This window comes from Sphingomonas sp. S-NIH.Pt15_0812 (assembly GCF_003951315.1).
GTDB lineage: Bacteria > Pseudomonadota > Alphaproteobacteria > Sphingomonadales > Sphingomonadaceae > Sphingomonas.
Window position 1 is genome coordinate 15042 of the sequence record NZ_QLJH01000040.1, and the last position, 13619, is coordinate 28660.

Annotated in this window: 13 protein-coding genes and 1 tRNA gene; 9 read left to right on the top strand and 5 right to left on the bottom strand. The window is 64.0% G+C overall.

From position 1 onward, the window contains the following. Window positions 1-41: 41 nt before the first annotated feature. The gene (locus BRX43_RS17735) at window positions 42-1130 is read right to left on the bottom strand and encodes a GGDEF domain-containing protein (RefSeq protein WP_164523662.1); all 1089 of its coding nucleotides are present in this window, start codon (window positions 1128-1130) and stop codon (window positions 42-44) included. Window positions 1131-1541: 411 nt separating this feature from the next. Between BRX43_RS17735 and BRX43_RS17740 the strand changes: the two genes are divergently transcribed. The 5 genes from BRX43_RS17740 (at window position 1542) to BRX43_RS17760 (ending at window position 6170) form a co-directional block, all read left to right on the top strand. Continuing rightward, window positions 1542-1618, top strand: a tRNA-Pro gene (locus tag BRX43_RS17740). An 85-nt stretch (window positions 1619-1703) separates the two neighbouring features. Then, on the top strand, window positions 1704-3698 hold the full coding sequence (locus BRX43_RS17745) for a hypothetical protein (RefSeq protein WP_125996420.1): 1995 nt from the start codon (window positions 1704-1706) through the stop codon (window positions 3696-3698). Window positions 3699-3716: 18 nt separating this feature from the next. After that, window positions 3717-3941 carry a hypothetical protein gene (locus tag BRX43_RS17750; protein WP_125996421.1) on the top strand — a complete coding sequence of 75 codons (225 nt, stop codon included), beginning with the start codon at window positions 3717-3719 and terminating at the stop codon, window positions 3939-3941. 629 nt (window positions 3942-4570) lie between these two features. After that, entirely contained in the window at window positions 4571-5518 is a 948-nt protein-coding gene (locus BRX43_RS17755; RefSeq protein ID WP_125996422.1) for a hypothetical protein, read from the top strand. Window positions 5519-5606: 88 nt separating this feature from the next. Next, entirely contained in the window at window positions 5607-6170 is a 564-nt protein-coding gene (locus BRX43_RS17760; protein ID WP_125996423.1) for a hypothetical protein, read from the top strand. Window positions 6171-6250: 80 nt separating this feature from the next. Here BRX43_RS17760 and BRX43_RS17765 read toward each other — a convergent pair whose 3' ends face one another. Beyond that, a complete protein-coding gene (locus BRX43_RS17765; protein ID WP_125996424.1) occupies window positions 6251-7408 on the bottom strand; it encodes a hypothetical protein in 1158 nt (385 codons plus the stop codon). Window positions 7409-7904: 496 nt separating this feature from the next. On the opposite strand from BRX43_RS17765, the gene BRX43_RS17770 reads away from it, so the two are divergent. Then, window positions 7905-8411, top strand: a complete 507-nt coding sequence (locus BRX43_RS17770; protein WP_125996425.1) for a hypothetical protein — start codon at window positions 7905-7907, stop codon at window positions 8409-8411. Next, complete coding sequence (locus tag BRX43_RS17775; RefSeq protein ID WP_125996426.1) at window positions 8408-9034, top strand: hypothetical protein; 627 nt, start codon at window positions 8408-8410, stop codon at window positions 9032-9034. The genes BRX43_RS17770 and BRX43_RS17775 overlap by 4 nt, the downstream gene beginning before the upstream one ends. Before the next feature lie 112 nt (window positions 9035-9146). On the opposite strand, the gene BRX43_RS17780 is transcribed toward BRX43_RS17775, so the two are convergent. Together BRX43_RS17780 and BRX43_RS17785 are read right to left on the bottom strand one after the other, a co-directional pair. Next, a complete protein-coding gene (locus BRX43_RS17780) occupies window positions 9147-9812 on the bottom strand; it encodes a hypothetical protein (protein ID WP_125996427.1) in 666 nt (221 codons plus the stop codon). Window positions 9813-9946: 134 nt separating this feature from the next. Continuing rightward, on the bottom strand, window positions 9947-11968 hold the full coding sequence (locus tag BRX43_RS17785; protein WP_125996428.1) for a S8 family serine peptidase: 2022 nt from the start codon (window positions 11966-11968) through the stop codon (window positions 9947-9949). Window positions 11969-12614: 646 nt separating this feature from the next. Here BRX43_RS17785 and BRX43_RS17790 point away from each other — a divergent pair. Together BRX43_RS17790 and BRX43_RS17795 are read left to right on the top strand one after the other, a co-directional pair. Then, on the top strand, window positions 12615-12887 hold the full coding sequence (locus BRX43_RS17790) for a hypothetical protein (protein WP_125996429.1): 273 nt from the start codon (window positions 12615-12617) through the stop codon (window positions 12885-12887). Between the two features lie 99 nt (window positions 12888-12986). Then, on the top strand, window positions 12987-13415 hold the full coding sequence (locus BRX43_RS17795; protein ID WP_125996430.1) for a hypothetical protein: 429 nt from the start codon (window positions 12987-12989) through the stop codon (window positions 13413-13415). A 31-nt stretch (window positions 13416-13446) separates the two neighbouring features. On the opposite strand, the gene BRX43_RS17800 is transcribed toward BRX43_RS17795, so the two are convergent. After that, the coding region (locus tag BRX43_RS17800) for an integrase core domain-containing protein (protein ID WP_206433231.1) at window positions 13447-13619 on the bottom strand (173 nt) is incomplete at its 5' end.

Consider the following 13619-nt stretch of genomic DNA (forward strand, 5'->3'; position numbering starts at 1 on the left):
GGCCCGCATGGTCGTTCCGGGCCGGCCGGGGCGGCAGCGGATCAGGCGATGACCGCCCTGGCGCGCTTGATCGAATACAGGGCTTCATCGGCCTGGTGGAGGATGAGGTCGAGGCAGTCTGGCCCGGCCAGCCCCTGTCCCGTGCCGACGCTGGCGGTCAGATGCAGGCATGTGGGGGCGAGGCCCGGCATCGGCTGGCGAACCTCGTGTCGCACGGCGTCTGCCACGGCCGCCAGATCGTCGCCATCCGTGATCAGGATCATGAATTCGTCGCCGCCCATGCGGAAGACCGGATGGCCATCCGCCGCCACGATCAGGCGCCGGGCCACCTCGCACAGCACCTTGTCACCGATGAGGTGGCCGAACGTGTCGTTCACCGCCTTGAAACGATCGAGGTCGACCGACACCAGTCCGAAGGGGGAAGTCGGAGGCATCGCCGCGGTCGCGATCTCGAAGGCGGCGCGGTTGCCGATGCCGGTCAGCGGATCGGTCGCCGCCATCCGCTGCGCCAGTCGCTGCGCGCGCAGGGTGGTGATCAGGCCCTTGCGGGTCTGGCGCGCCAGCGTGATCAAACCCGCCGTCACGATCAGGAACTGCACCGCCAGCAGACCCGCATGATGGATGTCGGATCGGGCGATGATGACGGCGAAGGGCAGGGAATAGGCCAGGATCGCCGGCACGGCCAGCCTGGGCAGGCCGGCCCAGCGCGTCGCCATCGCGGTCGCGGTCGCCATCACCGATATGACCGCCATCACCTGCAACGTCGGATCGCCGGTCGCGAAGCATTGGCCGCAGCCGATGCCGAACCCGACAAAGGCCAGGATCGACAGGCCGGAGATGCGCCGCGCGACATATAGCGGCGCGGCGCGGCCGGTGCGGGCCATGGCGACGAGACGGGCGACGAACAACAGCCCGTTGATGATGCCCCAGGCGAGCGCCCAGGGCGCGCGGGTCAGTTGAAAGGCGACCCCCGTCATCAGGAAGATGCCGACGCCGGACAGCAACAGGGGCGCGATCTTCAGCATGACCGCTTCCATGATGTCGGCGCGAAGTTCCGCGGCTTCCTGGCGGGGCAGGCCGGTGAACCAGTCGAACAGCTGTTGCAGGAACGAATCCAGCCGTTGCGGCATGGACATGCCCGTAGGCGAAGCCGCCTTGTTCCGACGTCCCGATTTCACACCACACCCCCCGGCGTTGCCGCGACGGTCGATCGGTTGACCGATCCGACCGAATTCCCTCGCTGCTCCTCCCTGTCATAGCCTCATGGCCTTTCAAAGGCCTAAACAGAAGGTTTGGGCCGAAAGTAAGCGAAAAACCTCCGCAGTGCAGTAACTTGTGAGATGCTTTCCGGCAGGGGCGCGGTCGGGGGCGTTGTTCCGCATATGAAATTGCCGAGCGGCCGCATCCTGCCTTCATCCGTCGCAATGCTTGCGCATCCGATCGACTTTCGTCGGGCGGCGATACCCCTGTACGGCAACGCATGGCCCGCGCGATTGGCGCTTGCATCGGATGCCGGCCTGCGCCTAAGGGCACCGACGCGTCGGGGAGTGGCGCAGTCCGGTAGCGCGCCTGCTTTGGGAGCAGGATGTCGCAGGTTCGAATCCTGTCTCCCCGACCATCCGCTTGCAAGTCTTTGATTTCGCGTCTTAACGACGGCGATCAGGGACGGTTGTACCCCTCGCTGTACCCCTTGGGGTGGCGGAATGGGTTTTTCGAACGTGGCGCTACGCGGCAGTCGCTATTGGTGGCGCAAGAAAATGACGGTCGCCGGCGTGCGGTTAACGCTGGCGTTACCCATGGGTGCGATGAGCTTTACGGACGCGCGGGTTATCGCTCTGCGCCTTGGTTCGGCGGCGGAAGCATTGCGCATGGGATATGGCGAACGATCCTCCGGGGTAAGACCCGACCAGCTCAAGAAGGTATTCAGCGACGCGCTGCGCTGGCAGTTGCAGCGCATCCTTGAGGATCAGATCGCTAGCAGCACCCCCGCCGCCGATCACGCCAGCCTCAACTCTCGCTATGCCGAGGCATGGACCTTCCTGTCGAAGCGCGGCGTCGAGGCGAAATGGTCGCTTGATGACTATGAGCGATTGATCGACAACGGCTGGGACAAGGGCGAGGCGAAGGCTGTCGCCAATACGGTCTTCGATCTCCAGAGTGGTAGCCCTGTCTCCGCACAGCAGATCGACAGCTATGTCGCCAACTTCGCGATCGCGCCGACGACCACGAACCTCGACAAACTACGCGTCACGATCTGCGCCGCCAAAGCGGTGGCGTGCCGCAAGGCAACGGCGAACCTGTTGACGGACGCAGGAGTGCCAGCCAGCTGGATCGACGACGCACTGGCGGACGACGCACCATTTGCGTGGGAGGAGGCGTCGATCACGGCACCTCGGCAGTCCGAGCCGCGACCGCCCTGCCCCATCGAGGCGGCTGCGGTCCAGCCGGTGTCGGTCAAGGCGAAGCAATACTTCGTCGATGCCGCCGAAGCCTGCATCGCAGTCCACGAAGGCCAGCGCGCATGGGATGCGGTCACGATCCAGCAGGTTCGAACCGCCATTCGCCTGTTCGACCATGCCTGCGGCGGCGACGTCTTCATTGAGGATATCACGCAAGAGCATGTGACCGCCTTCACCGACCTGTGTCGCGCCCTGCCGAACCGTTGGGGTCGGACGACCGAGGAACGCGCGGGCGGGATCGCGGCGAGTCTGGAGCGGGCCAAGACGATGGCGCCGGAGATGCTTGGTGTTTCGCAGATCACGATAAACAAGCACATCACGTGGATCATGGCCGTCCTTGATCATGCCGAGGGTGCGAACGACGAGAATGGTCATCGTCCTGCCGAGCCGATCAGCTTCAAAAAGGCCCGGAAAGGCGTCGGCAAAAAAGCACGTCAACAGCGTAAGCGTGACCGGGAGAAGCGGGCCAACTGGACGAAGCAGGAAGTTCGTCGACTGCTGTCAGCCCCGATCTGGACCGGGGTGGCCGGGATCGATCGCCGCCTGACTCCCGGTAGCGAAATCCTGCACGATGCCTGGTACTGGCTGCCACTGATGCTGCCGCTCTACGGTGGTCGCAGCTCGGAACTGGCCGGGTTGCCGCTCAGAGATGTGCACGAGGATGCGCCGATTCCGTATTTGCAGATCGACTTCACCGAAGACCGAGGGCTGAAAAATGTTCAGTCCGTCCGCAAGCTGCCGATCCATCCCGAACTGATCCGACTTGGCTTCATCGACTATGTTCGGGCGATCCGATCAGCGGGCTGCACCATGCTGTTTCCTGAAATGGCATCGCCCACCAATTTGAGCTTCGCCAGCACCTTCTATAAAAGCATCTTCAATCCGTGGCGAAAATGGGCGTTTCCTGAAGGAACATCATGGCGGCATCAGGTGGGCGGCGCTTGGAAAGACAAGGACGTCCATAGCTTCCGCGGCACCGCCACGTCGATCCTGAAGGGGGTCGTGCCGGACAGCGTTCGCTGCGACATCTTTGGCCATGAGGGCGAGACCGAGACTGCGCGCACCTATGACGACGAAGCGGAATTGTCGATCAAGTTGGAGGCACTCAAGCACTTGACGCCGCTGACCGCGCACATCCACCCGAGCCTGCCGATTCGCGTTCGCCCCACGAGCCGCCTGAAGTTCGGTGTCCGCACGCCGAGCCGTTTAGGACCGCCGAAGGCTAGAAAGACGAAATGAGGCGGGCACGGCGGTCACATGCACCGTCAGCAAGCCGGTGCCGGCTATAAGCAAATGGGGGTGAAGCGATCAGTGCCGACTAGCTGCGGCTTGTTCATGGTGCCGATCAACGAGGATGCCTGCCACGGCATGTTGGGCAATTTCAAGAACCTGTTTATTTTCATCGGATTTCGCAAGGATTTTCTGAGCGGTAGCGGGCAACTGTCAGCGAATGATGCGACACAGCCAGGCTCGGCGACCTGATTGAGGCAAAAGAGTAAGGATGCCTACCTATGTCAGAAGGTGCGCTTGCTTCGACTCGCTCCTCTATATCCAAATAGAAGCACAGGAATTAGCAGTAAATGTGGTATAGAACGCTATCTTTCACGATGCACGGTTGCTTCTCGGCTTGATTATTCGTATGGGAAGCGCTGCTAAAGAGGTGGCCGCTCAAAGCGCAAATTCTTGAAATAAGAAATGAGACCAATAATTATATCAGGTACATGTAGGGCAATTTGTTTTGTTTTGCGGGGATTGTAGCCCCAGTGCGGATGACAAACTCGAAGCTTCAATTGGCGCTTCCCGATTGGCAACTTATCCATAATCAGAGCGATGGCATGTCACGACTGAGGGACTGATAAGGCGTTGAAGCAGCCTTGATGTCGTTAGCGAATATGCTGCGTTGGTTCTTGCCAAGTAGAACTCGCTGCTTCTGTTCGTGAATTTACGGGCAATTACAGGCATGTAGCCAATAATGGTCCCGGATAACCTTCTCGAAAGGAGGTGTGTGTAGCTATCGAGATGAAATGGAGGCGAGAAGTATGGTTTGTTACAGCAGATTTGAACGGGGCAGCGACGTCCTTGGCACGTTGCAAAAGGCTGAGCGAAATTTGATGCCGGTCATCATCCAGGCGGGAGTTGCCGACAAGGCGTTGTTCGAACTTGAAAAAGACGAGCGCGATGAGGCCGGTGGAGCGGTTATCTCCCTGAACGTGGATGGTCGACCACTTCGTTTGCGATTGAACTTCAAGGCCGCGGCGCGCTGCGATTTCCAGGAGGTCGCTGCCATGATCCCGCAGCGTATCTGCGAGTTCCGGAAACATGCCGCACGCTTTGACGAACGCGTCGAGCCCGTACGCGCCAAGGTCGAGGCACGGATCGATCGTACGGGTCACGGCATGCGCCTGGTGTCGTTCGGCATGGAGCCGCTTGATGTTCGCCAGGCTTTTCACTGGTGCGAGCAACGCCTCGAAGCCCAAATCGAGATGCTTGACCACACGCTGGCACCCGAAATCGTGTCACTGCCCAGCTATACCTATCGACGCTTCGCGGCGGGCATCGCGCATCTTCAGCCCGTTCAGCGTCGCCGGGCAGCGATGGCCAAGCGCCTTGCCGAGAAGGATGCGGTCCTCGAAGTCGACACACTGACGGAAGCGCTCATCGCTCATCTGGGTCAGACACTGCCGGCGATTGCCGCGCAGGTCTTGCGGACACGAGGCTCGATTGGAGTAGCCGTTCCTGACGTCGCTGCCAGGGCAGGTTCGGCCGGGCAATTCCATTTCAGCAACGCGGATGGCCGGCTGGTGGTATCGGGCTATATCTCGCCGGCAGGTCCGCGAGTGTTCCTCTATGGCAACTCGCTTACAATCGACGAGGGCATCGATGAAGACCTGCTGTCGGATCTGAAGGGCAAGGCGCTCTCGGCCTTCATCACACATCCCGCTTCGGACAAAGCTCGGATCGCCACGTCCCGTGTGTCCGGCGACAAGCGCACCACCCGTGTCAATCTTCGGACCCGTCGCCGGATGATCGGTCTCGGCGAGATCGACGCAGCGGCGTGATGGGGGCGCGGGGGCGGCGTCTTCGCCGCCCCCGCCGGACAAAGCTGCCTGACGGACGATACGCAAGGGAGGATCGGGATCACCGGAGATGCAGGATCATGACGACACGTCGCAGGTGGATAGTCTGCCGACCTCCAGCATGTTGGAGCTGCTACAGGCCGAGATGGCCAGCTATGAGGAGCGGCGAGCCAATCTGATCTCAGCGGTTCGGGGGCTCTGCGGCAATCGGCTGGTGGAGATCTATCGCCGGCACCTCGAAGGCTTGATGCTCAAGTCGACGTACAACCGGGACCGACTGCGTGCGCTTCGCGCCCTTGCGGCAAAGCTGCGCAAGGAACTGAAACCGTTGATCGAGCAGGTTCTGGCCAAGGAAGTGGCGCTCCACCTGGCCGAGATGGAGGCTGAGGCCTATGAGGAGGCCGAACAGGCCAACCTGCGGGACCGGCAGGTGAAGAAGGAGACGGGGCTATACGCGGACACCGCCGACTTCATCGATGCGTTGTTCGATCACCACGAGATTACACGCGATGATTTCGCCGCCCTCAGCTCGGACGATATCGCGCGGATCGCGCGGATCATCAACAAGAGTGTCGCTGCGAACGTTGCGTCAGGACTGTACGATGATGCGCTGAAGTTCGCGCAGGGATTTTGACGATCCGATGCTGCGTTGGTATCAATCCGTGCTTTCCGCGCTCCAGACAATTCGGATTTGCCGAAAGGTCCGGAGGCATCTCAAACGTCCAGCCAGTCGAGCGATGTCGGAACCGGATCGAACCGGAAGAAGCCGGCCTGTCGCCAGCTATCGAAACCAAACCACTCTTTCCCCTTCGTGTGGAATGCATGACATGCATCCTCTTCCAGATAGTGGACATGCTCCACCGGGATGTCGGCCGGCATGAAGCCGCCACCTTGGACGTGATCCCAGATCGCGGTCTCGACATGATAGTCCGCTGGCATTTCAGCGCTGCTACCGTCGAGCCAGTGCTCACGTAGGTCCCGTCGCCGCTGTGATCGGACGGCCATTGTCAAAGCGTACGCTCCCGATGCTGTCTCAGTGAGGCTGAGCAGCATTTTCGCGCGGAAGTAGGCACGCGCCTGATCATCCTGCGGGGCGGCTTCTGCCAGCGTGATGTAGTTGGGCCTCTGGATTTGCATGGTCCGCCGGTTCTGCTGGCTGAGGCGGATGGTGGTCGACGAATCAGACTTGCGCCGAAAGAATTCGTTGATGTCCGCGCCAGGTGGCAGGCTGCCATCCGGGTCGGCTCGCCGGGGTACGACTTCCATCGGCCGTTCCGCCTGAAATGCCGTCAGAATCTCTTTAGCCGCTTCGGCCAGTCGGCGCTGCAACTCGGCATCGTTGCCGAACCAGAACAGAGCGCGCTTCTCGTTCGCGGTACAATGCGTCTTCACGCCGGCCATCAGCGGCCAGCCAGCACCGATCGCTGCCTTGGCGGCAACCCCTTTCCGCATCTCCATCAGCAGGGTCGACGCAACGACCAGCCGCAAGGCGTCATGATAGGCGTTGCGATATTCCTCCACGCGGCCCCGGGCCTTGGGATGATCGGCAAGCTCGCTGATACGGTCGCGCTGACGCTTGACGAACTTGCTCGGGCTCTCTCCGACCCGCCCGATCGCGTAAGTGACGTTGTCCCGAAGGTTGAAGCTGCCCTTCGCCAGCGCCTCCATCCAGGCAAGCCCGTCCGGTTCGGGACCGACCAGGGCCAGCACGAATTTGGCCACGAACCGTTCGCGCTCATCCTGCGGTGCGATGATGAGCCGGACGGCCCATTCCGCCTGAACCGCTGCTGCGGCAGGATCCGACGTCCACTGCGTCTGAAAGGCGGCAACGACCTCGGGGCCAAACAGATCATGGAGGGACAGCTTGAGCATAGGATCATTATAGCGTGTCCCAACCATCAGGACCGGCGATCGGCCGGAACCCTCCCGTGTCCGCTTATTTTTGCCGAGGGATGAGGAAACCGTCGCCCGGACAGCGGCCGGACGTGAGCCGGCAGGAGGCAGGACAGGAAGTCAGGTCACGCGTGACAGGACGTGAGTTCGTCCCGGACAAACTCTGCGGCGCAATACCGCAAAATTGCCGCCGACACTTTTGCTTTGGCGGCGCGCGTGCGCGCGCGAGGGAGCGCGAACCGCTCCTGGTGGAGGCGTCGCCTCCAGGTCCGCCGGCACCGCGATGACGGTGCCTCCGGAAGGCGGGACCGGTCGCATGGGCCTGAGGCCATGCTCCGCCAAGACCACCCAGGCGCCGCATGGCGGCGAGGTCGATGATGAAAGGTCGGGAAAGCGGATCGGCTGAGCCGAGAGGTGAAATGACCAGGGAGGATCGCCGCGAACAGCCCGCGGCCCCCATGAGTAGAAGTCGAACATGCCCATCAAGACACTGGAGGCGGTTGCGATCGCCGCCCTCCTGACCCCGGCGCGTCTCGCCGGGCTGCGCTTTCCTGTCGATCCGGAGGCGGGTTTAACACCCGCCACTCGGCTGCGGCACTATCTTCACGCGTCGGCGGCACGATTGCTGATCGTCCCGGCGATCACGCCACCCAGCCGCCGGGACGTCGAGGAACTTGTCCGGGCGTTCGAGACCGATGCGCTGATCGCGCTCGCCTCGCGGAACCGCGTCGACGACATCACCTTTGCGGTCATGCTCGCTGGCGACACACCGATCTACTCATCAGGACTGAACCTCTTCCTGGGGGCTGGGGCATCCTGTCACTTCGTGCCCCCGGAGCCGGCCAGCACGTCCTTCGCCCTGCTGCCGGTCGGGCTTCGTGGTTGCGAATGCCCGCCTTGGGACAGCGAGGCGGACCGGCGCGCAGGCCTGGCGGATGGTCGCGCGCTTCTGTCCGGCATCGTTGCGGGAGGGACGAAGTGACCGCGCTTCCCGAATGGCTGGCGCCCGGCGCCGTCGCCGACCGGCTTTTCGACGTTCGTGCCGAGGCCGGCCGCACAATCGGCTTTGGCCTGGTTCGGCCGCGGCGCAGCGGACGGGACAATGCAATGAGCCAGATCGCCTTTGCCAAGCTCAACCCCGTCAAACCTGTCGAGGATACGGCAAGGACGGCATGCGGCTGGCCGGTGACGGCCCGGGATTACCGGATCATCCCGGCCCCCGGCGTGGCGGATGTCACATCCATCGGGCGGCTGTTCGGCGACTATGATGCGGCGGTGCAGCCGCACCAGAAGCTGTTGGGGGCGGTCTTCACCTTCCCATTCGACCGCGATGTGCCCGTGCATGACGGGTTTGGGGCGGTGCTGTCCTACGCGGCCTTACGGTTCGGCCGGGAACGTCGCCTGACCAGTCTCGTCGTCGCTCACGCGCCGTGCGATCAGCTGGCAGAGGAAGCCCCGCATGCCCACGCCATCGTGCTAAGTCGCACCCACCGGGCGTCCGGTTGGGGGCCGACGCATCCCGACCTTGCCGAAAGCGAGCATGCCATGTGGGCAGAGGATTGGGCGGATTTCTCGGCACGCTGGGCCCTGACGCTGGGGCAATGAACAGCGTGGTATTAAGGTGTGGCTCCATACAGCGTGCCGCATCGCTCCATGGCGATGGACGGGAGGACCCAGCGCCCCGTCCATCGCATTGACCGCCGGCGGGTACGGCTTGTCAGAATGACGACTTCGGGGCCGTACCTCCACCAACCGCGCGGGCAACCGCATTCTGCCATGCCCGCTCCGCCGCCACGCCTTGCGACAGGGCGATGTTCAACTTGCCATAGACATCGAGCCTGACCTCGAGACCCTGATGCGGATTGCCCCAGATCTGTCGGCACCGGTCACCGCTGGTGCACCAGCTCGCCTCATAGGTGGACCCGACGATCTGCGAGAAGCCCGGTTTGCCGTAGCGCTTCACCATCTCGGCGCCGATCTCTTCGGGTGTTCGTCCGGCGGCAGGCGCGACATATTTGACGAGCTTGACGGCGTCACCGGTGGGCATCGGCTGGAATTCGACAATCAGGCGCTCGTCACCCTTCGTCGCGTTCAGCACCGCAACACCGTTCTTTGGCTCCTCGACCGGGAAGACGCCCCGCTGCCGCTTGGCCTCATGGTCGACGGTCGCGGCCCAGGCCTCGCCCGCCGAGGTCTCGATCTTCCATCCGCTACGGGCGAGCGTCGCCTGTACTTCCTGAGCACCCATGCCGATGCGGATGCCCGCGATCGTCAGCGGCGCGGAGGCCGTCCTGGTCTGCGCGGCGGCCTCCTGCTCGGCAACCGAGGCCGATCCGCAGGCGGTGAGCAGCGCCAGCGCGGCGCTGGCGGTGATCTTCGTCATCATAACGTGTCCTTGTCGTCGGGACGTACGCGTTCGTTCGCCGGGATGTGTCCCGGCGTGGCAGGTCCGTCGTGATGTGTGTTGCTACGGGTGGGCTGAGCTTGCCGGTGGCGAGCGCGCCCGGACGGCGAGCCTCATCGCAGCACCAGTGAGACGAAGCCGGCGGTGTCCTGCGCGCCGGCGACGTGGCCGGCATCGAAGGCGTGGGCGACGCCGAGCCGCAGCGACGAGGTCGGTGACAGCGCGGCCGACCAGTCGAGTTCGACATCCATCTCGCGCGCAGTCGGGGTCAGGTCGACACTGGTCAGGCGGGTGGTGAGCATGCCGGTCATCAGGTCATAGGCGACCGGCGCCTCGACGACCGCACGGGCGCGTTCGAGCCGCAGCGGTGATGACAGTCCGAATGTGACGGTGCCGCCGCCAAGGCGATGTGCAGCATCGAGCGCAAAGGCAGTGCCGGTCATCGGCTCGGTAAAGCGCAGCAGGTCCGATCCGCCATTGACCCGGGTAGTGGCGACCGTGGCCCGTGCCGATAGCCGGACGCCAGCAACGCTGCGACTGGTGGTCAGAGTGGCCAGCGTCGTCCGGCTGCCTGAGAGGGCAAAGCCGGCAGGACCGCGCAGACCCAGCACCTGCCCGCGTTCACTTAGGTCGGACAGTTCGACGCCAAGCCCCAGCGGCGTGGCGAAGGTGACACTGCGCAGAGCCGAGCGGCCGTCGCGCGATGCGCCGGACGCAAAGCCTGCCGACCAGCCGTCTCCGCTCCACAACGATGACGTGCCGACCGACGCGGCGACGACGCCGCGCAAGGCGGAACCGGCGATCCCTGCGCCTTGCCCGACCGCAACGTTGGCGCTGACGCTGACGGTCTGTCCGGCCGCCGGTGAGAAGGCGAAGGTGGCCGGGCGGCTGGACCGCGCCGCGGCCCATGGTCCGGTGGCAGCGGAGGTGAAGCCCAATTTCACGTCGCTGGCCATGGTGGCCAGCCACGGCGGGTCCATCGTCCCGAGCATCGCACCCGCCAGCAACCCGGATCTCTGGCTGCGTGGTCCGGCGCTGCCAGTCATGGTGAAGTCACGGCCATAGCGGTCGGTGACCGTCATGCGGGTGACCGCATCGGCTAGTTGGCCACCGCCACCGAACGGACCCGACAGACTGAGCGAGGAATAGCGCGCCAGTACCATATCAGCTGCCGCAAAGGCGCTGCTGGGGGCCTGTGCCTTCATCGCCGCTTCAATGTTCAGCAGCCCGGCCCCGTAGATCTGATCGGCGCCCTTGTCGCCGAGGTCGGTCGCCGTATCGAGCAGGATGCGCGCAATCGCCTTGCCGCCGAGCTGCGGCCAGTATTGCTTGAGAAGTGCCGCCGCCCCGGCAATGGCGGGAGCCGCGAAACTGTTGCCGGTGACCGTGGTCAATTGCCCGTCCTTGCCGACGACGCTGACGTCCACCGCCACCACCGCCAGCGTGCGGTCGGCAAGCTCGCCGGGAAGACCGTTGCCACTCGGCGGGCGCAGCGAGCCGTCGACACGGATGCCGAACAGGAAGTTGTCCCTGTTCTCCCAATTGTCGCCAACGAGGTTGCGGGTGATGGTGCCGGGTGCCGCGCTCTTGTCGTCAACGAAGTTGGAGACGGACTGGACCAGCAGCCGGTCGGCTTTGACGACCCCGTCCATGGCGGCACGCTGCTCGGCTGCGGTCTGACCGCCTGCCTCGCCGTTCAGGCTGAGCGACACGACGAACGCGCCTTTCTCGACCGCATAGCTGATGGCGGGTGCGATGTTCGACGGATTGGCGCCATCGGCTTCCTTGATCACGGAGGTGGCGGTGACATTCTCGAGATCGGGCGCGGCGATCTTGAGGGCGAGCAGCGTCGCATCATAGGCGACGCCGTGCATGCCGTTCCCGTTCCTGGCGGCTAGCGCGACCGAGGCGACTTCGGTGCCATGACCTTGCCTATCGTCGAGTGGAAAGGTCACCGTCTCGGGCGCGCAGGTGGCGCAGCGGGCGATCTTATTCTCGAACGCTTTGCTGTCGGGCGAGATACGGCCGGCGAACTCGGCGCTGCTGGTGGCGATGCCAGTGTCGATGACCGCGATGGTCACGCCCTTGCCGGTGATGCCCTTGTCATAGGCATAGGCGCTCTTCGCGCCGACCACCGCAGCCGACGCCTTATATTCTGCGCTATCGGCCGTGCTGGGCGGCGGGGTCGGTGTGGGAGACGGGGTCGATGTAGGGGGCGGCGTTGGCGTCGGCGTGGGTGAGGGCGTCGGGATTGACCCGGACGAAGCAACGCCGCCTCCGCCTCCGCCGCCACAGGCGGCAAGCAGCATCGCTGCCGAGATCACCGATGATGTTTGAAACGCCTTCCGCCACTGGCGGCTCAGTCCCGCAACCATACGCACCCCCGTATTGGGCGATGCATCGGCTTCCCCAGCCGGCGGCATCGCCCCGTGAACGAGGCGATGCCGGCCCGAAAGCCGGAAGTTGATAACTCGCTTCTAGACGAGCGCGCACGCCTTTAGGCCCCCGAAGGAGCCCTGGACATACGCGTGCGCCTCCCGGCCGAAACTGGTTCGGGCCGGGCATTCGGCTACTAGAAGCGAGGTTATCACGCCTCGGTCCGCCTGCTGGCGAACGGCACTAGTGTAGGCGCAACCCGTTAACGAACCAAGTCCCGCCGTGCAGGAACGACGTTCGGCTTGCTGCAACATGCGGCAAGCCGGAAGGCCTCCGAGGGCGCAATCCGACGTATTTCGAGACGCTTACCGTCTCCGGCAGCGACAATCTGCTGGAGAAAAGAAAATGAAGCGACGCCGCTTGCCGACCGTGTTCCGCCTGAGTGCCGTCTTCCTGCTGGCCACCCTGATCGCCGGACACTGGTGGCAGCGCCAGCCTGCCGGCACCATCACCGACTGGGTGCCGGCCATGGCCAAGGTGTATTGCCCAGCCGCCGCGTTCCATCGCTCCGGCACCATCGCCGGCAGCGCGCGGACACTCGATAGCTGGGGCTATGCCGTGATCGGCAACGCTGTCTTTCGCGATGGCCGCGACCGCTGCCGCGTGGAGAGGGGATGATCGGCCGGGGCCGAGCGAAGCCCTGATGAGAAATGAAAATCGAAGGGGCCTGATCCGGACCAGCCGGTCCGGGGATCACGCTGTTGCGCAGGTACCCCCATGCATTCGACTCTCCATGACACGCTGCCGACCACCTCGGTCGCGCTCCTCAACTATGTTCTGACCGCACTCGCTCCGGACGAGCCGTACCCCTACGCGGGCAACACCGGCCTGCCGGGGGGCGTGGAGTCGCTCGAGAACAACCTCATCGTCGTGGCGACCCCGGTCGCCGAGCGTCTCTATGACGAGGCGGTGATGCGCTGTGCCGCGACCCGCAAGCGCGACGTGGTGCTGGTGCGGCATGGATTCCACCCCGAAATCCTCGAACCGGTGCGGGCGGATGTCGCGCTGCACTCGGTCACCGGACCGATCCTGGTGCCGGACCTAAGCTTCTACCGCGATGCCGATGGCGGCCTGCACCTCGTGCCGGCGCGTCCGGACCTCTTCGTCGGGATCACCCGGCACGGGTTGGAGGTGTCGATGCCCTGAGCAGCCCCCATCGGGTGGTCCGGGTTATTAGTTAGTGCATTGTCGTCTCCGCCGCCATTGCCGGTCGTAGGTGGAGCGAAGCGGAACCGGAGGCCGGCAATGGCGGTGTCGCCGCTTGTGGTGCGGGCGGCCGGTAGCCCAGGCTGCTGTGCGGCCGGACGGTGTTGTAGTGACGGCGCCACGCCTCGATCAGTACCCTTGCTT

Coding starts and splice junctions, on each gene's coding strand:
- BRX43_RS17735 (WP_164523662.1), bottom strand. CDS start 1,130: ATGCCGCAACGGCTGGATTCGTTCCTGCAACAGCTGTTCGACTGGTTC.
- BRX43_RS17745 (WP_125996420.1), top strand. CDS start 1,704: ATGGGTTTTTCGAACGTGGCGCTACGCGGCAGTCGCTATTGGTGGCGC.
- BRX43_RS17750 (WP_125996421.1), top strand. CDS start 3,717: ATGCACCGTCAGCAAGCCGGTGCCGGCTATAAGCAAATGGGGGTGAAG.
- BRX43_RS17755 (WP_125996422.1), top strand. CDS start 4,571: ATGCCGGTCATCATCCAGGCGGGAGTTGCCGACAAGGCGTTGTTCGAA.
- BRX43_RS17760 (WP_125996423.1), top strand. CDS start 5,607: ATGCAGGATCATGACGACACGTCGCAGGTGGATAGTCTGCCGACCTCC.
- BRX43_RS17765 (WP_125996424.1), bottom strand. CDS start 7,408: ATGCTCAAGCTGTCCCTCCATGATCTGTTTGGCCCCGAGGTCGTTGCC.
- BRX43_RS17770 (WP_125996425.1), top strand. CDS start 7,905: ATGCCCATCAAGACACTGGAGGCGGTTGCGATCGCCGCCCTCCTGACC.
- BRX43_RS17780 (WP_125996427.1), bottom strand. CDS start 9,812: ATGACGAAGATCACCGCCAGCGCCGCGCTGGCGCTGCTCACCGCCTGC.
- BRX43_RS17790 (WP_125996429.1), top strand. CDS start 12,615: ATGAAGCGACGCCGCTTGCCGACCGTGTTCCGCCTGAGTGCCGTCTTC.
- BRX43_RS17795 (WP_125996430.1), top strand. CDS start 12,987: ATGCATTCGACTCTCCATGACACGCTGCCGACCACCTCGGTCGCGCTC.